Raw genomic sequence first — 18998 nt, 5'->3', positions numbered from 1 at the left:
TTGTCAATATCGCGTTAATGGGGAGCGATATCGAGTAGCTTGTCCGGCCAGTCGATGCCCTGCGAAGGTCTGTGGTGGTTGACCGGAGAGCATCTCGGTCGCGAACGCAGTCTCTGGTATTCCACCGCGTCAGCGCTCAGCTATGGAATCTTCGCCAACCTGTTCGGATTTGTCAGGCCGGACTCGGACTCCCCAACAATCGACTGCGGGAATGCCGTCCGCGCCGCGCCGATCGCCGCCGCCGGCCCAGGCCGCCGCGCGTCGGCGGGCCTGTTACTGGCGGCCGGTTGCTGTAAGGCACCCGCCATGATGATCCGGCGCCTCGTTCAACTCTACGCCGGGCTGTTCGTCTTCGGCATCTCCACGGCCATGATGGTGCGGTCCGACTTCGGGCTCAATCCGTGGGACGTGTTTCACCAGGGCGTGGGCGACCGCACGCCGCTGAGCTTCGGCACGGTCGTCATCGTCACGGGCGCGATCGTCCTCCTGCTCTGGATCCCGCTGCGGCAGCGGCCGGGCCTGGGGACGATCAGCAACATGATCGTGATCGGCCTCGCTGCGGATTTCGGACTGTGGTTGCTGCCGGATATCGAATCGCTTCCCGTCCGTGCCGCGCTGCTCGCCGGCGGCATCTTCCTCAACGGCGTCGCCACGAGCGCCTATATCGGCGCGGGTTTCGGCCCCGGGCCGCGCGACGGGCTGATGACGGGGTTGGCGGCCCGCACGCGTTGGTCGATCCGGGCCGTGCGCACGGCGATCGAACTGACCGTGCTCGGCGTGGGCTGGGCGCTCGGCGGCACGGTAGGATTGGGCACGATCCTGTTCGCCGTGACGATCGGGCCGATCGTGCACATGCTGCTCCCCTATTTCGCGACCCGCTCCGTCAGCCCGGACGAAACGGCAAAAGCCTGATCCCGGCGCCCGACGCACCTGGAATCTCCGTCATTGCACGGCATCGGCTAAGCTCTACAATTCGGGGCTTCTTATTTGCCGTGCCAGAACTTCCGCGATCTTCCGATGGTCCGAACGAAGGGCAGTCATCATGTTGCGCCATGTCGTCTTTGCTTTCGCCCTGATCGCGGTCCAGCCGGTCTCCGCACAGAAGACCCCCGAACATGCGCAGCTTGCCGATACGGACGGGCTGCCGATCGTCGTCGGCTCCATCCATCGCATCCGATCGAGCGTCTATGGTAACGAGCAGATCCTCACCGTCCGTCTGCCGCGCGGCTACGCCGATCATCCCGACAAAAGCTACCCGGTGCTGTTTTCCGTCGACGGCGGGCCCGAGCAGGATTTCGAACTGCTGGCTGGGATCGCGGCGGAAGCCGAATTCTCGACGAGTTTCGAGCCCTTCATCCTGATCGGCGTGAAGACCGACGACCGGTATAGCCAGCTCACCCCGGCGATGAAGCGTCTGCCGCCGGATCGGCTCAAGGAGAATTTTGGAGATCGCATCAAGCCCGGCGGGGCGGACAGGTTCCGCGACTATCTGACGCGCGATGTCGTGCCGTGGGCGACCGGACGCTATCGGACCGATCGCAAGATCCTGACCGCCGCCTCTCTCGGCGGCCTGTTCGTGCTCGACACATTTCTCGAACGCCCCGAAATGTTCGACGACTATATCGCGCTGACACCCAGCTTATGGTGGGACGACGGCCGCATTGTCGCTGAAGCGCCGCGGGCGCTGGCGCGCCACGGCCCGTCCGATCGCCGCATCTACTTCACCATGGGGGATGAGGGCGTGGGCAATCGCACTGCTTCGTGGCTGGCTGCTCTGGTCAAGGCATTCGAGACCAACGCGCCCGAAGGCCTCAAATGGGCTTTCGTCGACCGCTCCGGAAGCGAAGAGCATCGTACGATGGCGCTGACCGGGTGGCTCGACGCAATGCGCACGCTCTACCTGACCCCTGCGCGTTCCGGCAGCCCGCTCACGCTGCTCTATGACGGTTTTCGGAAACCGGCATACACGCCCGAGGCCCGAAAGAATCTCGACGCCGGTCCCTGCACCCGCGCGATCGCCGAACCGGTCTCGTTCAAGGAGAAAAATCGTCGGGCGAACGAGCTTTACGGCATGTGCCTGCTGATGAAGCCCGGCCCGGAAATCACTGCCGGCAATCTCAAGCCGGGGGATTTTGGACGCCGCCAGTGACGTCGGCACCCAATCGGAGTTCGTTGGGCCGACATGGCGGCGGCACCCGAGTGAAAGCGCTCCTCCGTCTGCCTGAATGCGTCCACGCTGGGCAGAGGCTACGCCAGCCGTAGTCGCCGGCCCAGGCCGCCGAGCGCCCGGCGGTCGCTGCGGACCAGGCCGAGGCGGAGGGCACACCAGCTCGTCAGCATCCACAAAGCGAAGACCGAGACGAAGCGGACCGGCCCGTGGGTCATATGTTCGGCCAGCGCCATCAAAGCGAGGCCGACCAGGCTGACGCCGAGGCCGTAGATGAGCTTGTGGTCGAACGGAGAGAGGCCGTCGCTGATGTGGAGCTCGACGGTGGCGGCATAAGCGATCGCGACGACCGCAACGCCGGCGGCGATCGCCATGCCCATCGCACCCATCTCCGGCACCAGCCACCAGGCGAGCCCCGCCCAGATGATCGTGCCGATCAGGCTGTTGACGAGCGGGTAGATGCGGTGGCCGGTCATCTCGACGATCGCTGTAGCCGGGCCGACGACAGCCTCCAGCGCGCGCGCCGCGACCAGCACGTAGAGCAGGGGCAAAGCGGCCATCGCCTCGGGCCGGTAGAGGCTTAGGATGTCGGCGCCGGCGAAGATGAGGAGGCCGGCGAGGGGCACCACCATCGCCGTCGAGACGCGGCTGGCGAACCGGTAAAGCGGGGCGATCGCGACGCGGTCGACGCGCGCCTGCGCCGCCGAGAGCGGCCCCATCACATATTGGAAGGCCTGGCGGACGAAGAAGGTGACGGTCGAGATCTTGCGCGCGATCTCGTAGAGGCCGGCGGCGGTGGCGCCGCGCGCGCCCGGGATCATCAGGTTGAGCACCACCGGCGGCGCGTCGATCAGCAGCCGGCGCGACAGGCCCGAGGGCAGCAGAGCGAGGCCGGTGAGGAGGACGTGGCCGGCGAGCTTCGGCGGGATCGGCGCGCGGACCAGCAGCTTCATGTCGAAATAACGGGCGAGCAGGGGCACGCACAAAGCCGCGGTCAGCACCAGCGAGCAGAGATGGGCGAGCACCAGGCCGAGGCTCTGGAAGCCGATCAGGAAGAAGCCGACTGCGAAGACGATCCGCGCGATCTGCTCCCAGAATACGCGCAGCCGGATCTCCGGGCCGAAGGCGCGGCGTGCGCGCGCGGCCGAGGTCGCGACCTCGATGAAGGTCCACAAGGGCAAGGCCCAGGCGAACAAGGCGATCGCGGTCGGCAGGGTGGCGCGGTCCTCGGGCGCGGCCGAGAGCATGCCGGCGAGCGCGTCGGCATTGAGCGCGGCCAGGCCGGCGATCAGGGTGGCGGGCAGGATCGTGATCAGGAAGGCGAATTTGAGCGCGCCGTGCGCCTGTTCCTCGTCGTCGGCGCCGGGGATGACCCGGCTGAGCGCGGTCGTCATCGACAGGTCGACGATATTCTCGACCAGGTTGATCGCGCCCCACAGCACGACATAGATGCCGTAGGTGGCGAGGCCGAACAGCCAGGTGAAGAGCGGCTGGGCGAGTGCCTCGATCAGCGCGCCGCCCCGCGCCAGGCCGGCCAGCTTGGCCCCGCGCGCGACATCGCCGCGGGTGACGGCGGCGGTCTCGCTCACCGTGCCGGCCCAGCCTTGAAGTGCCCGCTCATTCCTCGGTCCGGATGAGCACGGCCTCGCCGATCAGGAAGAACAGAGCGAATGGCGCCCAGGCGGCGAGAACCGGCGGGTAGGCGCCGAGATTGCCCATCGCGAGCGCGAAATTATCGACCACGAAATAAGCGAACCCCAACGCCATCCCGATCACCGCGCGCACGAACAGCTGGCCGGCGCGGGCAAGGCCGAAGGCAGCGACGGCGGCGAGCAGCGGCATCAGCACGACCGAGAGCGGGCCGGAAATCTTGTGCCACAGGCCGGCCTCGAGCGCGCCGGTCGACATGCCCGCAGCCTTCAGGTCCTCGATCGAGCGGGCGAGGGTCATGAAGTCCTGCTCGTCCGCCTTGACGTCGGCAAGGGTGAACTGGTTTGGCTCGACGCCGGCGCCGGCGACCATGGTCGGCTGGCGCGTCGTCACCGTGCGGGCGAGGTCGAAGCGCTCGACCTCTTCGAGCAGCCATCCGCCCTCGGCCGGGCGGCCGTTCTTCGCCGTCACGATCGAGTGCAGCGTGCCGCCGTTGCGCTCGTAGACGCTGATGTCGTGGAGCCGCGTCTCCGCGCCTTGGCCGCTCACCTGGCGAGCCAGGATCAGATCGTCGCCGTTGCGAACCCAGGCGTTGGTGGTGACGTCCCCCTTGCTCTGGATCCGGGCATAATCGACCGACTGCCAGTCGCTCAGCGTCGCGGTGGCGCGAGTGACGATCCTCTCCTGGAAAATGAACGTCCCGGCGGCGATGAACAGGCTGGCGAGGACGAGCGGCGCGATGATCTGGTGGGCGGAGATGCCCGCCGCTTTCATGCTGACGATCTCGCTATTCTGGTTGAGCGTTGCCAGCGTGATCAGTGTGCCGAGCAGCACCGAGAAGGGCAGGAACCGCGCCACAAGCTGCGGGAAGCGCAGCGACACATAATACCAGAGATCGGAATCGGTGTTGCCGGCGACGCGCAGGATCTTGCCCGATTCGCCGAGCAGGTCGAGCGTCTGCAATATGACGACGAGCGCGATCAGCACGGCCACGCTGCGCAGCACGAAGGTGCGCGCCATGTACCAGGCGATCCGCTTGGACGGGAAAAACTGGACGTTGATCATTCGGCGGGAACTGCCCTGCGCCGACGGCCCACACCGAACACTCTCTTGATCCCCTTGCCGACCTTGGCCGCGACACGCTCGAGCGCGCCGATCGGCTGCCCGCCCGGCTTGTGCGCGAGCGTCCAGTACATCCAGAAGATCAATCCGGCAAAGATGGCGAACGGCGTCCACAAAGCGATGATCGGGTCGACCCGGCCCTGGGCGCCCATCTGCTCGGCATATTGGTTGATCTTGTGATAGGTCACGACGATCACGATCGAGATGAAGATGCCGAGGCCGGAGGTGCTGCGCTTGGGCGGCACGGCCAGCGACACGGCGAGCAGCGGCAGCATCAGCATCATCACCACCTCGACCATGCGGAAGTGGAAATTGGCGCGCGTGCTGTCGCGCAGCTGCTCGGGGATATTCGCGTCGCGGCCCAGCCGGGCCAGTTCCGGAATGGTGAATTCGTTGGTGCCGTCGCCGCGCCGCCGGAAATTCTCGATGGCGGGGAGGTCGATCGGCAGATCGTGGCTCTCGAAGCTCAGCACGCGCGGCGCGACATAGCTGGGCGCGTCGTGCGACAGGCGGCCGTTGCTGAGGCGCAGGATGATCTTGTCGGGGTCGTCGGTGGCGAGGAAGGCGCCGCGGTCGGCGGTGACCGCCAGGGTCTTGCCGTCGCTGGTCTCGGCGCGGACGAACACGCCGTGCAGGTGCCGGCCCTCGTCGTCGCTGCGCTCGACGCGGAGCGTCATGCGCTTGCCGAGATTGTTGAACTCGCCCACCTTGATCGAGGCGCCGAGCGCGCCCGAGCGCAGCTCGAAGCGCAATTCCTCATATTTGTAGCGCGCGTAGGGCTGCAGAAAGCCGACGATGGCGAGGTTCAGCGCCATCAAGGCGATCGCGAACATATAGGGCACGCGCAGCAGCCGGCCGTAGCCGAGGCCGACGCCGCGCAACGTGTCGAGCTCCGACGACAAGGCGAGGCGGCGGAAGGCGAGCAGGATGCCGAGCATCAGCCCGATCGGAATGCCGAGCGAGAGATATTCGGGAATCAGGTTGGCGAGCATCTTCCAGACGACCCCGACCGGGCCGCCCTCGCTCACCACGAAATCGAACAGCCGCAGCATCTTCTCGAGGATGAGCAGCATGGCGGACAGCACCAGCGTCGCGACCAGCGGCACCGCTACCAGTCGCGCGATATAGCGATCAGTCAGCGTGACGATGCCCAACTTTTAGACGCTCCATGACCATAATTTGGCCGCATGCACATACGATCTAGCGAGATACCGGGGGTTAATACAAACAGCCGGGCTCATCTGAGCGCCGGCTATAGCTTCCAGGAGCGCTACGGTCATGTTGAAACTGATGTCTTCCATCGCAGTCGCTGCCGCGCTGACCTTCGTGGCGCCCGCCACGGCGGCCGAAGCTGCGCTCGGCCCCGATGCGGCATCGTGCCGGACCGGCGCGGGCGAGCCCGCGGTGCTGGTCAACGTCACGGGATTCAAGCAGCGCGCGGGCCGAGTCCGCGTTCAGCTTTATGGCAGCAATCCGGCAGACTTCCTCGCCAAGGGCAAGAAGCTGCGCCGGATCGACCTGCCGGTTACCGGCACCGGCCCGATGCGGGTCTGCGTCGCCGTGCCCAAGGCGGGCGAATATGCGATCGCGGTGCGCCACGATGTCCGCGGCGACGGCTCCGACTGGGGCGACGGCGGCGGCTTCTCGCGCAATCCGAAGCTGTCGCTGCTGAACCTCAAGCCGAAGTACCAGAACGTCGCGATCCCCGTCGGCAACGGCGTCAAGGCGATCGACGTCGTGCTGAACTACAAGCAAGGTCTCACCGTCAAGCCGGTCGCGTAAGGCACGGATGGCCCGCGTCGCGCTCCTCTCCAATCCGCGTTCCACCGGAAACAGGTCGCTGCTTCCGCGGGTGAGGAGCTTTTGCGCAGAGCATAAGGACATCTTCCACTACGAGGTGGAGCATGTGGAGCAGATCGGCCTCGCTTTGCGCCAGATCGCGCGGGTCGATCCCAAGGTGCTGGTCATCAACGGCGGCGACGGCACCGTGCAGGCCGCGCTCACCGAGCTCTACCATGGCGGCCATTTCGGCGACGCGCCGCCGCCGGTCGCGGTCCTGCCCAACGGCAAGACCAACCTGATCGCGCTCGACCTCGGCGCCGCGGGCGACCCGATTGTCGCGCTCGAGCGCGTGCTGGAGCTGGCGCAGACCGATATGGCGCCGCACATCGTCCAGCGCGAGCTGATCCAGCTGAGCGACGGCACGGCGGGCGCACGACCGGTGCTCGGCATGTTCCTCGGCGGCGCTGGCCTCGCCGACATCATGCTCTACTGCCGCCACAAGATTTACCCGCTCGGCCTGCCCAACGGCATCAGCCACTTCCTGACCTTCCTGGCCGTGGCGGTATCGATCCTGTTCGGCTTGAGTGGACGGTTCCTGCCGCCGCGGCCCTCGCCGGTGAAGGTGTCGGTGCTGAAGCACGGCGAGCTGCACGGCCATTTTGCCCTGCTGATGGTGACGACGCTGCAGCGGCTGCTGCTCAAGAACACCTTGTCCAGCGGATCGGGGCCCGTAGGCTCGATGCAGCTGATGGCGATCGACGGCCGACGCTCGACCCTGTTTCACGTGCTGATCGCAGCGATCGGTGGCCGACTCGGCCGCACCTGCGTTTCCGGAGTCCATCTGGAACGGGGCGACGAGATCAGGATCGAGGGCGACCGCTCGAGCGTGATCCTCGACGGCGAATTGTTCGAGGCCAATCTCGACCGGCCGATCGTGCTCCGCCCGACCGCGCCGGTCCCGTTCCTGAAGCTGGTCGCCTGATCCTTTCCCGGCGCGCCGCGGGAAGGATATGAGTGGGTGATGACCAATCTCGTCGAACTCGTCCGGGCCGAGCTGGCCGAACCGGTTGACGCCCGCGTCAGCGCGATGGCGGCCGCGCTCGCCGGGCGCTATCCGCAGGCGGCGCGCACCGTGCTTTTCTACGGCTCCTGCCTGCGCACCTCCGACCTCGACGGGCAGATGCTCGATTTCTACGTGATCGTGTCGAGCTATGAGGAGGCCTATGGCCGGAGCTGGATGGTGCGCGCCAACAAGCTCATCCCGCCCAATGTGTTCCCGTTCGAACATGACGGCCTCGCCGCCAAATATGCCGTGCTGAGCGAGGCGGATTTTCTGCGCCTCAACACGAGCGACACGTTGTCGGTCTCAGTCTGGGCGCGCTTCGCCCAGCCGGCGCGGCTGGTCTGGAGCAGGGACGAGGCGGCGGCGGACGCTTCGGCAGCCGCGATCGCAGGCGCCGCGCCCACTTTGCTGGCGGCGGCGCGGCCCCTTGTCGCCGGCGGCGATCCGCTCGATCTGTGGCGGCAGGCCTTTGCGCTGACCTATGCGGCCGAGCTCCGCGCCGAGCGCAAGACCCGGGCTTCCTCGGTGGTCGACGCCGATCCCGACCGCTATCTTCGCTTCACCGATCCGGCGCTTGCCGCCGCGGGCCTGGACCTGTCCTCTCCGGTCGATCCGCGCGCGAAGCGGCACGCCGAACGGCTGTGGAGCCGACGGCGGCGGGCAGGCAAGGCGCTGTCGGTGATCCGCCTCGCCAAAGCGAGCGGCACCTTCGCCGGCGGAATCGATTACATCGCCTGGAAGATTAACCGCCACGCCGGCACCGACATCGCGATCAAGCCGTGGCAGCGGCGCTGGCCTTTGGTCGGGGCGCTTACTCTGCTGCCGCGCTTGTTGCGCCAGAAGGCGATTCGCTAGGCCGCCGGTCGAGCGCGGCGGCGACCGCGTCGGACAAGGCCGAGACGGTGAACGGCTTGCGCAGGATGTCGGCGTCGGCCAGCTCCTCGGCTTCGCCCGCCTCGCCGACATAGCCGGTGACGAACAGGACGGCGATGTGCGGGTAGCGTTCGGTGACAATCCGCACGAGCTCGGGCCCGGTCATTTCGGGCATCATCACGTCGGTGATGACGAGGGCGATCGTCGCGTCCCTCGCCAGGATTTCAAGCGCCTCGGCGCCGCCGCCGCAGGCGGTGGGATGGTAGCCCAGTTCCTCCAGCGCGCTGACCGTCGAACGACTGACGCGCGGGTCGTCCTCGACGACGAGGATCGGGGTGCCGGCGGGGGCCGGTTCGGTGCGCACGGCGGTCACGGCTTCGGCCTCTGCCTCGGCCGCCCGCATCGACCGCGGCAGATAGATCGAGACGGTGGTGCCGCGGCCGAGCTCGGAGTCGATGGCGACGTCGCCGCCGGACTGGCGCGCGAAACCGAAAATCTGGCTGAGCCCAAGGCCGGTGCCCTTGCCGACCGGCTTGGTCGTGAAGAACGGCTCGAAGACGCGCTCCAGATTTTCGGGCGCGATGCCGCCGCCCGTGTCCGACACGCTGATCCGGACGTAATCGCCCGCCGCCAACGAGCCGATCTCGCCGGCATCGATCGAGACATTCTCGACCGAGATTCCCAGCCGCCCTTCGCCGTGCATGGCGTCGCGCGCGTTGACGCACAGGTTGAGGATCGCGTTCTCGAGCTGGTTGGTGTCGGCCCAGACCCGCCACGGATCGGGCGCGAAGCGGGTCGTCACCGCGATCCGCTCGCCGATCGACCGGTCGACCAGGTCGAGCATCGATTCCACCAGCTCAGCCGGCGCGATCCCCTTGGGCGTCAGCGGATCGGAGCGCGAGAAAGCGAGCAGGCGGCGGGTGAGGGCGGCGGCGCGGATCGCCCCCTCCATCGCATTGTCGAGATGAAGCTCGACCTCGCGGCGCGGGCCCAGCAGCTTGCGCTTGGCGAGGTCGAGGCCGCCGACGATCACCGCCAGCATATTGTTGAAATCGTGGGCGAGGCCGCCGGTGAGCTGGCCCACCGCCTCCATCTTCTGGACCTGGCGGAGGCGGGCTTCGGCCGCCTCGCGCTCGGTCGCCTCGGCGCGGAGCCGGTCGTTGGCGTCGCGCAGCTCGCGGGTGCGTTCCTGGACCGCGCGCTCCAGCGACATTGCGCGGTAGGATTCGCTCTCCGCCTCCTGGCGGGCGAGCAGGCGCTCGGAAATGGCATGGTAGGCGGCGAGGCCGAGCCCGATCGCGGCGAGCCCGATCAGGATGCCGAACCAGCCGAGCGCCTCGGTCAGCTTGTCGGCCTCCTCGTCGAACATGCGGGTGCGCTCCATCCGCTGCTGGAGGTGCTCGCGCTCGCTGGCGGCGATCGAATCGAGCGTGCTGCGCAGCGCCGGCCCGGTCGGCGAGAGACCGGCCTGATAGAAAAGCGGGACGCCGCCGCTGGCCTTCTTGATCGCGGCGCCGCGGGCGGCGGCAGCCAGCTCCATGCCGCGCGTCTGGTAGAGCTGCTTCAGCATCTCGATGCGCTGGCGTTGGTCGGGGTCGAAGCGGAGCAGCTTCTGCAGCTCGCCGATCTGGCGGCCCGCGCGGCGCCATTCGCTGTAATAGAGGTTTCCGGTCTTCGGGTCCTCGTCGAGCACGTAACGGCCGAGCGTCGATTCCGATCGGGCAATGGTGGCGTCGACGGTGCGGGCGAGCAGCACGACCTGCTGGGTGTGGCGTTCCCAGGCGAGCGCGTCGTCGCGCGCGCGGTTGGTCAGCGTGACCATCACGATCAGGCCGATGAGGAGGATGGTCGCGACGATGGCGCCGGCGCTGGCCCAACCCCGCCGCCACGAGCCCCCACCCGGCGCGGCGTCTGTCTCTTCACTCGCCATAGCCGGTTCACCCTAATGGAAGCCGGCCCGGCTTGGAAGGCGTTGGTTACAGCCGTATTTACCCTGAGGCGGCACGCTATTCGTCATTGCGAGCGCAGCGAAGCAATCCCGTCGGGCGCTGCGCCCTCCTATGGATTGCCGCGTCGCTTCGCTCCTCGCAATGACGGGGGAGGAGAGGCTTAGCTGATCGCGCCGGTGGCGCGGCCGGCGGCGGCGAACTTTTCGAGGATCTGGCCGACCTGCTCGGCACTGTGCTCGGCGCAGAGCGAGCAGCGCAGCAGGTACATGCCGGCCGGCGTCGCCGGCGGGCGGGCCATGTTCACGTAGACGCCCTGCTCGATCAGCGCCTGCCACATCGCGACGGCGCGCTCCTGGTCGGGAAGCAATACGGCGATGATCGCGCTCTCCGCTTCCTTCGTAGCGATGTCGAAGCCCAGATCGCGCAGCCCCTTGTGCAGGCGCTTGCTGTTTTCCCAGAGATGGGCGCGCTTGTCGCCGGCATGCATGAGCTTGCGGATCGAGGTCGCGGCGGTCGCGACCACCGAAGGCGGCAGCGAGGCGGTGAAGACATAGGGGCGGCAGACCAGGCGGAGCACGTCGAACTTGGGATGGTTCGAAACGATGAAGCCGCCGACCGTGCCGACCGACTTGGAGAAGGTGCCGACGACGAAGTCGACATCCGCCTCAACGCCGGCTTCCTCGAAGACGCCGCGGCCGTTGGCGCCGAAGAAGCCCATGCCGTGCGCCTCGTCGACGACGACCATGGCGCCATGCTTCTTGGCGACCTGGACCATTTCCTTCAATGGCGCGATGTCGCCGAGCATCGAATAGACGCCTTCGAGGACGACAAGGCGGCCGCCGGTGGCGGGCAGGCGGCCGAGGCGCTTGTCGAGATCCTCGACGCTGTTGTGGCGAAAGCGCACGATCTGGGCGTTGCCGAGCGCACAGCCGTCATAGATCGAAGCGTGGCTGTCGGCATCGAGGATGATGTAATCGTCCTTGCCGGCGATGGTCGACATCAGGCCGAGATTGGCCTGGTAGCCGGTCGAGAAGACCATCGCATGCTCGGTGCCGTAAAACTCCTTGAGCGCGTCCTCGCATTCCTTGTGGCCCTGATAGGTGCCGTTGAGGACGCGGCTGCCGGTCGTGCCCGAGCCGAATTCGTCGAGCGCCTTCTTGCCCGCGGCGATCACGTCCGGGTCGAAGGTCATGCCCATATAGTTGTAGGTGCCGAGCAGGATCGTCTCCTTGCCCTGGATGACGGCCAGGGTGGGGGAGAGGACCTTGTCCATCACGATCGCGAACGGATCGCGCACGCCGGTGTCGAGCAGCGCCTGGCGCTCGGCGATGAGCGGGTCGAACTTGGAGAAGAGGTCGGTGCCGGTGGTCGGCGCGGGCGGGATCTCGTCGGCCGGGTCCATCGGGTTGCTCAGGGCTTCGGTCATCCGTCGTTCCTGAGCTCTTCGACGGCGTCGACGAGCTGGCCGACCGTTTCGATCTCGGCCTGCTGGTTCATCGTGATGAGGATGTCGAACTCGTCCTCGACCGAGGCGACGAAGTCCATGACGATCAGGCTGTCCCACTCCAGGTCGCCGGCGAAGGTGGTCGCTTCGGTGAGCTTGGCGCCCTTCTTGTTGAACGGCTCGATCAGCTCGCTCACCTTGGCGAGGGTTTCGTCTCTGTCTGTCATGGTCGCCCTTTATGTCTCAGCCGCGCCTGTGCCAAGCGATTAGGGCGAGAACGGGGCGAAGCTTGGCAGGGCGGCGGTGGCGTGCCAAGCTCCCCAATCGCCCGGCGGAGGGAATGAATGGAGAAAAATCAAGCGCCTGAGGTGCCGGTCTATCCGGCCAACGCCATCCACATGGTCCGCACCACCCAGCAGATCCATATGCAGCTTTCCGCGATGGCGGACCATAAAGCGAGCATATTGATGGGCGCCACCTTCGTCATCTTCACGATCACGATCGGCCAGGCGCAACGCGTGGAGTCGCCGCTGCCGCTGCTGATCCTCGGCGCTTCCGCCTTCTTCTCGGCGGTGTTCGCGGTGCTCGCGATCCTTCCGGCGACTCGCTACAAGCATAAAGGCGCCCTCAACCTGCTCTTCTTCGGTTCCTTCACCCAGCTCGAGGAGGAAGAGTTCCTCGACAGGATTCGCGAGCGGCTGCGGACCGACGACGGCATCTATCTCACCATGGCGCGCGACATCTACCAGAACGGCACCGTACTCCAGACCAAGAAATACCGGCTGCTCGGCTATGCCTACCGCATCTTCCTGGCGGGTCTGACCGCCAGCTTCATCGCCTTCGTCATCCAATATGTCGCCTGGCTGACCGCCTAGCGCAGCCAGCCCTGGGCGCGGTACCAGCCGGCGGTGTCCCCAAGCCCGCCGATCGTCTCGACCTGCGGCCGCCACAGGCTCGCCGGCGGACGGCGCTCGGCATGCACGACCCAGTCGGGATGGCAGAAATAGCCGACCCGGTCCGGGGTCAGCTTCGCCTTCTTGCGCCGCACCAGCCGGTCGATCTGCGCGGCGGCGCTCAGCACCAGCCTCGGCACCGACACGGTGCGCGGCTTGCGATCGAATACCTGGCACAAGGTGGCGGCGAATTCGCGATGGTCCCAGCCGTCCGGTCGGTCGTCGTCGGGTTCGTAGGTCTCGAGCAATGTGTCCGGCTCGTCGATCACGCGCAGGATCAGGCGGCACAGATCCTCGACATGGATCAGCGAGAAGCGCCCGCCCGGCGGCAGCGCGACCAGCCCGCGCTGCGCCATCTTGAACAATTCCAGCGTCTCGCGGTCGCCCGGCCCATAGACGGCCGGCGGACGGATGGTCGTCCATTCGAGGCCCGACGCCGCGACCAGCCGTTCGGACCGCTCCTTCGAGCGGCCGTAGGCGGAGAGCGACGGCTCGCGCGCCGCCAGCGAGGAGATATGGATGAAGCGGCGGACCCCGGCCGAGCGGGCGGCGTCGATCATCGCCGCGGTGCCGGTGACGTTGACCGCTTCGAATGCCGCGGCGTCGCCGGTGATCAGGCCGGCGATGTGGATGACCGCGTCCGCGCCTTGCACGAGCTTGGCGAGGCTCTCGGGCCGGTCGAGCGCGCCGTCGACCCAGACGATCTCGTCCTCGGGCGGTTTCCAGCCGCGCGTCAGGGCACGCACGTCATAGCCCTCGGCGAGCGCCATGCGGAGCAGATGGTGTCCCACGAACCCCGTGCCGCCGGTGACGGCGAGGGTGCGGATCCTCGCGGCGCGACGGCTCATAGCGGAGACCAGTCGCCCCCGATTTGCTGCTCGGCTTCCGCCTTCGCCTTGAGCTGGGCGAGAATCGCGTCGAGCACGGCTTCCTTGCCGGCGCCGGTCGCGCCGGACAGGCGCAGCGGCTTCTGGCCGCATTCGGCTTCGAGCTCGTCCGATAACGCGTCGAGCAGCTCGTCGTCGACCGTGTCGGACTTGTTGAGCGCGACGATCTCGGCCTTTTCCTCGAGGCCCGCGCCATAAGCGTCGAGCTCGTCGCGGACGATCCGGTAGGCTTCGGCGACGTCGTCATTGTTGACGTCGACGAGATGGAGCAGGACGCGGCAGCGTTCGACATGGCCGAGGAAGCGGTCGCCGATCCCGGCGCCGTCCGCGGCGCCCTCGATCAACCCCGGAATGTCGGCCATCACAAACTCGCGCCCGCGATGCTGGACGACGCCGAGCTGCGGATGAAGCGTGGTGAACGGATAGGCGCCGACCTTGGCCTTGGTGTTGGTCACCTGGTTGATGAAGGTCGATTTGCCGGCATTGGGCAGGCCGACGAGGCCGGCGTCGGCGAGCAGCTTCAGCCGCAGCCAGACCCACATTTCCTCGCCCGGCCAGCCGGTGCCGTGCTGGCGCGGCGCGCGGTTTGTGGAGGTCTTGTAGCTGGCATTGCCGCGGCCGCCGTCACCGCCGCGCAGGAACACGACCTGCTCGCCGGCCTTGGTGAAATCGGCGAGGACATGCTCCTTGTCCTCCGACAGCAATTGCGTGCCGACCGGAACCTTGATGACGAGGTCGTTGCCGCCGGCGCCGGTCATGTTCTGCCCGGCGCCGCCCTTGCCGCGCGGCGCCTTGAAATGCTGGGTGTAGCGGAAGTCGATCAGCGTGTTCAGCCCCTCGACGGCCTCGAAGACGATGTCGCCGCCCTTGCCGCCATTGCCGCCGTCGGGGCCGCCATATTCGATATACTTTTCGCGGCGGAAGGAGACGGCGCCGGGGCCGCCGGTGCCGGAACGGATGAAGATCTTTGCTTGGTCGAGGAAATGCATGGGGGGGACATAGGATATAAGGAGCGGAACGAGAACAGGCAGATCGCCTTTGCGCGGAATTCTGCCCGGATGGCCGCACCGCGGGCCGCATGGGATCGGCCGGTGCGCGGGCCCTGCATCTTTGGTGCAAGTGGCCGAAGTCGAAAGCGTCAGGGCCTGGGTGATCTCGCGGCCTTCGTTCAACACTCCCCGAGGCGCGCCCGGCGATGGAGATTAGCCGGGCTCGGACAATCCGGCCTGGCCCAGCAACTGCCGACGGGCCAGTTCGCGCGCCTTGCCGCGCGGCAGGCCGAGCGCCTTCGCCATCGCCTCGCCGAGCAGCGAATCGCCCAGCGCCGCGAGGACCAGCGACAAGGTGATCTCGTGGACCGGCTTGTTCTCGTGGCCCTGACCGAGCTGGTCGACCAAAGTATGGATCGATTCGAGGATCGGATCGAGCGCGTCGCGATTGCCCGACAGGATCATCCAGGCGGCGAGCGCGCCCGCGCCCTCGCGGTCGAACGCGTCGAAGGTGCGGTCGACGATCTCGATCGGATCGGCTTCGCCCTGGCGGGTGCGCGCGACCGCCTCGGCGATCCCCGCGGTCACGCGGTCGCCGATGTGACGCGCCAGCTCCGACTGCAGCCCGGCCGCCGAGCCGAAATGGTGGAGCAGGTTGGCGTGGGTCTTGCCGATCCGCGCCGCGACCGCCTTCAGCGTCACCGACTGCGGCCCTTCCTCGGTGAGCAGTTCACGCGCCGCTTCGAGCGCGGCGAGGCGGCTCTCGGCGGAGGAAAGGCGTGCGCGCGCTATTGACATAAGTGTAAGTATAAGACATTCGGCATCGTCAAGGGAGATAGCTGATGGTGCGCGAAACGACACCCTCCGATTTGACGATCACGCCGCGCGACCGCCGATTCGGGCGCGGCATGCGCACCGACCGCTGGTGGATGGGCGGCGATCCGGTCGCCACCGCGCTCTACAATGCCCTGTCGGCGACCTTCCCGAAGGGCGAGGCCTTTTTCGTCGAGAGCGTCCGCAAGTTCCGCGACGGCACGCCGCCCAAGCTGGCCGAGGAGATCCGTGCGTTCGTCAGCCAGGAAGTGATGCACAGCCGCGAGCATGTCGCGTTCAACAAGCGCGCGCACGAGGCCGGCTACGACCTCTCCAGTCTCGAAAAGCGCGTCGACTGGCGGCTCGACATGGTCCGTGCCCGCGCGCCGATCGCGTCGCTTGCCGCGACCATGGCGCTCGAGCATTTCACCGCGATCCTTGCCCACGAACTGCTCCGCGACCCGCGCCACCTGGCCGCAGCCGACGCCGAAACGGCGGCTTTGTGGCGCTGGCATGCGATCGAGGAGATCGAGCATAAGGGCGTCGCCTACGACACCTGGCTGCACGCCACGCGCGATTGGCCGCGCTTCAAGCGCTGGCGGGTGAAGGCCAAGGTGATGCTGCTCGTCACGCGCAACTTCGTCGTCGACCGCACGGTGGGAACGCTCGAGCTGCTCCGCCAGGACGGGATTACCGGGCCCACGGCGTGGGCGCGCTTCTTCTGGTTCGCGCTCGTGCGGCCGGGCATGATGCGCAAGGTGCTGGGGGCCTGGGCGAGCTTCTTCCTGCCAGGCTTCCATCCGTGGAACCACGACGACCGCGCGCTGATCGCGCGCGAAGAGAAGAAGCTGGCAGTCGAGGCGCCGGCTTACGCCTGACGCAAAGCCCCCTCCCGCCGGAGCGGGAGAGGGGGTCGGTCACGCGGCCATCGCCGTCCTCGGGCGCGCGGACTCCAGCGCCTCGTGCGCCTGCAGCGCCTCGCGCGAGGTCCCGGATTTCTTGCGCAAATCGAGCTCGTACGACCGGCAGGCGGCCGCCTCGCCGCGGCCGGCGCTGTAGTGCGGCGCGATCAGGCCGGTCGGTCGGAAGCCGAGCTTGACGAGGACCCGCCCGGAGGCCGGATTGTCGAGGAAATGGCCGGCGTGGAGCTTGGGCAGGCGAAGCGCGTCGCGGGCGATCCCCACGACCGCCTCCGCCGCTTCGGTCGCGTAGCCCAGGCCCCAATGCTCGCGCGAGATCCAGTAGCCGAGCTCGGTCTCGCCGTCGGGCCGGCGGCCGAAGCCGGCGCAGCCGACCAGGCGCGGCGCCCCGCCGGTGCGGCGGAAGACGAGGAAGCTCGCTTCGTCCGGCCGGCGCTCGGTGGCGAGGAAGGCCTCGGCATCGGCAAGCGTGTAGGGCCAGGGCGCGCTGGCGAGGTTACGGACGATCGCTTCTTCGGCGATGGCCTCGAACAGGGCCGGGGCGTCCTCCGCCCAGCCGGGCCGCAACAATAATCTCTCGGTTCTCGCGAACATGTCTCTTCCTCTCTGGTCCTGTTCGCCGGCCCTTGCCCCATCAGGGTTACGGTCCGGCGACACTGCTTTCGAGGGAGACACGAAAAAAGGGAGAAGGGGCTGCCCCTCTCCCTCGAAACGGTTCTCGCTTGAGAACCTTGGGCCGCCCCTGGAAGGACGACCCGTTATCGATCGTCCTTTATTCCGCCGCTTGCGCGCTAATCATCTCTACGCAGACGAATTTGCGGCCGAGCTTGCCGTCGCGGAACGCGACGCGGCCGTCGGTAAGCGCAAAGAGGGTGTGGTCTTTGCCCATGCCGACGTTGGTGCCCGGATAATATTTGGTGCCGCGCTGACGCACGATGATGTTGCCGCCGACGACGGCCTCGCCACCGAACTTCTTCACGCCAAGACGACGGCCGGCCGAATCACGACCGTTGCGCGACGAACCGCCTGCTTTTTTATGTGCCATGTCGAATCTGCCTTCGTGTCTCTATCGCGCCTTTCCAGGCGATATATGATTATGCGTTCTTGTCGGCAACCGGCTTCTTGGTCGCGGCCTTCTTGGTGCCGGCGGTCTTGGCCGGTGCCTTGGCGGTCGCTTCCGAAGCGGTCTCGACGGCCGGAGCGCCAGCCTCGGGAGCCGGAGCGGCGTCCTTCTTGGCGGCGGCCTTCTTCGGCTTCTCGGCCTTGGCATCGCCGATCGCGGTGATGCGCAGGATCGTATGCTGCTGGCGGTGGCCGTTCTTGCGGCGGTAATTGTGGCGGCGGCGCTTCTTGAAGACGATGACCTTCTCGCCCTTCGCCTGCGCGATGATCTCGGCCGAGACGGTGAGGCCGTCGGTCGACTTCAGGTCCGAGCCTTCGCCTGCCAGCAGGACGTCGTCCAGCGTGATGGTTTCACCCGCTTCGCCGGCGAGTTTCTCGACGACGATCTTGTCTCCTGCGGCAACGCGATACTGCTTGCCGCCCGTGCGCACGACTGCGAACATGGCTGTTTCCAATTACCTTCAAAGCTTTTTCGCAGGCTTAACGGCCGTGGCCATAGGCCCCGCGGGAAGCGGTCTGCTACAAGCGAGGGCAGGCAATGTCAACCGAACGCGGCGGCGCGCTCGGCCTTTTTTCTAATGGCGATGTTCGCGCCGCAGGCGATAGCGTCCGCCCGCATAAGCATCGAAGATCCCGGCAATGGCGGGATGGTCGATCGGCTCGTCGCTGTCGTCGGCGATCAGGTTCTGCTGGCTGACATAGGCGACGTAGCTCGAATCCGCATTTTCGGCGAGCAGGTGGTAGAAGGGCTGGTCCTTGGCCGGGCGCAGGTCCGCGGGAATCGCCTGATACCATTCCTCGCTATTGGCAAAGACCGGGTCGACGTCGAAGATCACGCCGCGGAACTCGAACACTTTGTGGCGCACGATGTCGCCGATCGCGAAGCGGGCATGGGCGACCGGCGGCGCCAGCATCGCGGCGTCATGGTCGTGGAAGAAAGCGTCGTGCGTAGGCATGTCACCTCCAATGTAGGCAATAACGCGCGACCGGCAAGGAAGGGCGCTTGGCAAGCGCGAATCCATCGGCTAGAGCGCCCCCGCTATCGACCGGCCCTGACTTGAGCGGGGTGTCCCTCGTCTCCGCGGAGAGGTGCCAGAGTGGTCGATTGGGACGGTCTCGAAAACCGTTGTGCCCGTAAGGGTACCGTGGGTTCGAATCCCACCCTCTCCGCCACCTTCCTGACCAGTCTTTCTCTCTACGGCGTAAGCCGCTCGGGTGAGGGCGCAAAAGTCCGCGCTTTCAGCGGGTGAAAGGGTGTCGCCGC

Annotated in this window: 20 protein-coding genes and 1 tRNA gene; 8 read left to right on the top strand and 13 right to left on the bottom strand. The window is 67.0% G+C overall.

Annotated elements, in window-relative coordinates; all coding sequences use genetic code 11:
* Positions 1-39 precede the first annotated feature (39 nt).
* Together yczE and SH591_RS06425 are read left to right on the top strand one after the other, a co-directional pair.
* A complete protein-coding gene (gene yczE, locus SH591_RS06430) occupies positions 40-912 on the top strand; it encodes a membrane protein YczE (RefSeq protein WP_324751016.1) in 873 nt (290 codons plus the stop codon).
* A 130-nt stretch (positions 913-1042) separates the two neighbouring features.
* Positions 1043-2149: an alpha/beta hydrolase gene (locus SH591_RS06425; protein ID WP_324751015.1), complete on the top strand. Its 1107-nt coding sequence runs from the start codon at positions 1043-1045 to the stop codon at positions 2147-2149.
* 98 nt (positions 2150-2247) lie between these two features.
* On the opposite strand, the gene SH591_RS06420 is transcribed toward SH591_RS06425, so the two are convergent.
* The 3 genes from SH591_RS06420 to lptF are packed head-to-tail and all read right to left on the bottom strand — an operon-like array spanning position 2248 to position 6087.
* Entirely contained in the window at positions 2248-3756 is a 1509-nt protein-coding gene (locus tag SH591_RS06420) for a lipopolysaccharide biosynthesis protein (protein ID WP_324751014.1), read from the bottom strand.
* A 28-nt stretch (positions 3757-3784) separates the two neighbouring features.
* Positions 3785-4882: an LPS export ABC transporter permease LptG gene (gene lptG, locus SH591_RS06415; RefSeq protein ID WP_324751013.1), complete on the bottom strand. Its 1098-nt coding sequence runs from the start codon at positions 4880-4882 to the stop codon at positions 3785-3787.
* Positions 4879-6087, bottom strand: coding sequence for an LPS export ABC transporter permease LptF (lptF, locus tag SH591_RS06410; protein WP_322832321.1), 1209 nt, complete (start codon positions 6085-6087; stop codon positions 4879-4881). The genes lptG and lptF overlap by 4 nt, the downstream gene beginning before the upstream one ends.
* A 142-nt stretch (positions 6088-6229) precedes the next feature.
* Here lptF and SH591_RS06405 point away from each other — a divergent pair, with 142 nt between their 5' ends.
* From SH591_RS06405 to SH591_RS06395, 3 genes are read left to right on the top strand one after another with little or no spacing between them, the layout of a single operon-like run.
* Positions 6230-6721 carry a DUF2141 domain-containing protein gene (locus tag SH591_RS06405; protein ID WP_324751012.1) on the top strand — a complete coding sequence of 164 codons (492 nt, stop codon included), beginning with the start codon at positions 6230-6232 and terminating at the stop codon, positions 6719-6721.
* A 7-nt stretch (positions 6722-6728) separates the two neighbouring features.
* On the top strand, positions 6729-7703 hold the full coding sequence (locus tag SH591_RS06400; protein ID WP_324751011.1) for a diacylglycerol/lipid kinase family protein: 975 nt from the start codon (positions 6729-6731) through the stop codon (positions 7701-7703).
* Between the two features lie 39 nt (positions 7704-7742).
* On the top strand, positions 7743-8639 hold the full coding sequence (locus SH591_RS06395) for a hypothetical protein (RefSeq protein WP_324751010.1): 897 nt from the start codon (positions 7743-7745) through the stop codon (positions 8637-8639).
* Here SH591_RS06395 and SH591_RS06390 read toward each other — a convergent pair.
* From SH591_RS06390 to SH591_RS06380, 3 genes are all read right to left on the bottom strand, one after another.
* Positions 8596-10587: an ATP-binding protein gene (locus tag SH591_RS06390; protein WP_324751009.1), complete on the bottom strand. Its 1992-nt coding sequence runs from the start codon at positions 10585-10587 to the stop codon at positions 8596-8598. The two genes, SH591_RS06395 and SH591_RS06390, sit on opposite strands and share 44 nt — an antisense overlap.
* Positions 10588-10766: 179 nt before the next feature.
* The gene (gene spt / locus SH591_RS06385) at positions 10767-12008 is read right to left on the bottom strand and encodes a serine palmitoyltransferase (RefSeq protein WP_324751337.1); all 1242 of its coding nucleotides are present in this window, start codon (positions 12006-12008) and stop codon (positions 10767-10769) included.
* Between the two features lie 20 nt (positions 12009-12028).
* Positions 12029-12277 (bottom strand): acyl carrier protein, encoded by a 249-nt coding sequence (locus SH591_RS06380; RefSeq protein ID WP_322832063.1) that lies wholly within the window; start codon positions 12275-12277, stop codon positions 12029-12031.
* A gap of 117 nt (positions 12278-12394) precedes the next feature.
* Between SH591_RS06380 and SH591_RS06375 the strand changes: the two genes are divergently transcribed.
* On the top strand, positions 12395-12925 hold the full coding sequence (locus tag SH591_RS06375) for a Pycsar system effector family protein (RefSeq protein ID WP_324751008.1): 531 nt from the start codon (positions 12395-12397) through the stop codon (positions 12923-12925).
* Here SH591_RS06375 and SH591_RS06370 read toward each other — a convergent pair.
* From SH591_RS06370 to SH591_RS06360, 3 genes are all read right to left on the bottom strand, one after another.
* Positions 12922-13851 carry an NAD-dependent epimerase/dehydratase family protein gene (locus SH591_RS06370; protein WP_324751007.1) on the bottom strand — a complete coding sequence of 310 codons (930 nt, stop codon included), beginning with the start codon at positions 13849-13851 and terminating at the stop codon, positions 12922-12924. The genes SH591_RS06375 and SH591_RS06370 overlap by 4 nt on opposite strands.
* Positions 13848-14879, bottom strand: coding sequence for a GTPase ObgE (gene obgE / locus SH591_RS06365; RefSeq protein ID WP_324751006.1), 1032 nt, complete (start codon positions 14877-14879; stop codon positions 13848-13850). The genes SH591_RS06370 and obgE overlap by 4 nt, the downstream gene beginning before the upstream one ends.
* Before the next feature lie 213 nt (positions 14880-15092).
* Positions 15093-15677: a TetR/AcrR family transcriptional regulator gene (locus SH591_RS06360; protein WP_324751005.1), complete on the bottom strand. Its 585-nt coding sequence runs from the start codon at positions 15675-15677 to the stop codon at positions 15093-15095.
* 44 nt (positions 15678-15721) lie between these two features.
* Here SH591_RS06360 and SH591_RS06355 point away from each other — a divergent pair, with 44 nt between their 5' ends.
* The gene (locus SH591_RS06355; protein ID WP_324751004.1) at positions 15722-16570 is read left to right on the top strand and encodes a metal-dependent hydrolase; all 849 of its coding nucleotides are present in this window, start codon (positions 15722-15724) and stop codon (positions 16568-16570) included.
* A 39-nt stretch (positions 16571-16609) separates the two neighbouring features.
* Here the strand turns inward: SH591_RS06355 and SH591_RS06350 are convergent, their stop codons facing one another.
* From SH591_RS06350 to hspQ, 4 genes are all read right to left on the bottom strand, one after another.
* Positions 16610-17206 carry a GNAT family N-acetyltransferase gene (locus tag SH591_RS06350; RefSeq protein ID WP_322832057.1) on the bottom strand — a complete coding sequence of 199 codons (597 nt, stop codon included), beginning with the start codon at positions 17204-17206 and terminating at the stop codon, positions 16610-16612.
* A 178-nt stretch (positions 17207-17384) separates the two neighbouring features.
* Positions 17385-17657 (bottom strand): 50S ribosomal protein L27, encoded by a 273-nt coding sequence (gene rpmA / locus SH591_RS06345; protein ID WP_322832056.1) that lies wholly within the window; start codon positions 17655-17657, stop codon positions 17385-17387.
* A 49-nt stretch (positions 17658-17706) separates the two neighbouring features.
* Positions 17707-18177: a 50S ribosomal protein L21 gene (gene rplU, locus SH591_RS06340; protein WP_322832055.1), complete on the bottom strand. Its 471-nt coding sequence runs from the start codon at positions 18175-18177 to the stop codon at positions 17707-17709.
* A 132-nt stretch (positions 18178-18309) separates the two neighbouring features.
* A complete protein-coding gene (hspQ, locus tag SH591_RS06335) occupies positions 18310-18690 on the bottom strand; it encodes a heat shock protein HspQ (RefSeq protein WP_322832054.1) in 381 nt (126 codons plus the stop codon).
* A gap of 127 nt (positions 18691-18817) precedes the next feature.
* On the opposite strand from hspQ, the gene SH591_RS06330 reads away from it, so the two are divergent.
* Positions 18818-18907, top strand: a tRNA-Ser gene (locus SH591_RS06330).
* The last annotated feature ends 91 nt before the right edge of the window (positions 18908-18998 follow it).

This window comes from Sphingomonas sp. LY54, assembly GCF_035594035.1.
Lineage (GTDB): Bacteria > Pseudomonadota > Alphaproteobacteria > Sphingomonadales > Sphingomonadaceae > Allosphingosinicella.
Note: the sequence above shows the minus strand (reverse complement) of the source record. Positions and strands in the feature narration are given on the sequence as shown.

Coding starts and splice junctions, on each gene's coding strand:
- hspQ (WP_322832054.1), bottom strand. CDS start 18,690: ATGCCTACGCACGACGCTTTCTTCCACGACCATGACGCCGCGATGCTG.
- obgE (WP_324751006.1), bottom strand. CDS start 14,879: ATGCATTTCCTCGACCAAGCAAAGATCTTCATCCGTTCCGGCACCGGC.
- SH591_RS06350 (WP_322832057.1), bottom strand. CDS start 17,206: ATGTTCGCGAGAACCGAGAGATTATTGTTGCGGCCCGGCTGGGCGGAG.
- SH591_RS06390 (WP_324751009.1), bottom strand. CDS start 10,587: ATGGCGAGTGAAGAGACAGACGCCGCGCCGGGTGGGGGCTCGTGGCGG.
- SH591_RS06395 (WP_324751010.1), top strand. CDS start 7,743: ATGACCAATCTCGTCGAACTCGTCCGGGCCGAGCTGGCCGAACCGGTT.
- lptG (WP_324751013.1), bottom strand. CDS start 4,882: ATGATCAACGTCCAGTTTTTCCCGTCCAAGCGGATCGCCTGGTACATG.
- SH591_RS06405 (WP_324751012.1), top strand. CDS start 6,230: ATGTCTTCCATCGCAGTCGCTGCCGCGCTGACCTTCGTGGCGCCCGCC.
- SH591_RS06380 (WP_322832063.1), bottom strand. CDS start 12,277: ATGACAGACAGAGACGAAACCCTCGCCAAGGTGAGCGAGCTGATCGAG.
- SH591_RS06375 (WP_324751008.1), top strand. CDS start 12,395: ATGGAGAAAAATCAAGCGCCTGAGGTGCCGGTCTATCCGGCCAACGCC.
- SH591_RS06355 (WP_324751004.1), top strand. CDS start 15,722: ATGGTGCGCGAAACGACACCCTCCGATTTGACGATCACGCCGCGCGAC.
- SH591_RS06360 (WP_324751005.1), bottom strand. CDS start 15,677: ATGTCAATAGCGCGCGCACGCCTTTCCTCCGCCGAGAGCCGCCTCGCC.
- SH591_RS06370 (WP_324751007.1), bottom strand. CDS start 13,851: ATGAGCCGTCGCGCCGCGAGGATCCGCACCCTCGCCGTCACCGGCGGC.
- rplU (WP_322832055.1), bottom strand. CDS start 18,177: ATGTTCGCAGTCGTGCGCACGGGCGGCAAGCAGTATCGCGTTGCCGCA.
- SH591_RS06425 (WP_324751015.1), top strand. CDS start 1,043: ATGTTGCGCCATGTCGTCTTTGCTTTCGCCCTGATCGCGGTCCAGCCG.
- rpmA (WP_322832056.1), bottom strand. CDS start 17,657: ATGGCACATAAAAAAGCAGGCGGTTCGTCGCGCAACGGTCGTGATTCG.
- spt (WP_324751337.1), bottom strand. CDS start 12,008: ATGGACCCGGCCGACGAGATCCCGCCCGCGCCGACCACCGGCACCGAC.
- SH591_RS06400 (WP_324751011.1), top strand. CDS start 6,729: ATGGCCCGCGTCGCGCTCCTCTCCAATCCGCGTTCCACCGGAAACAGG.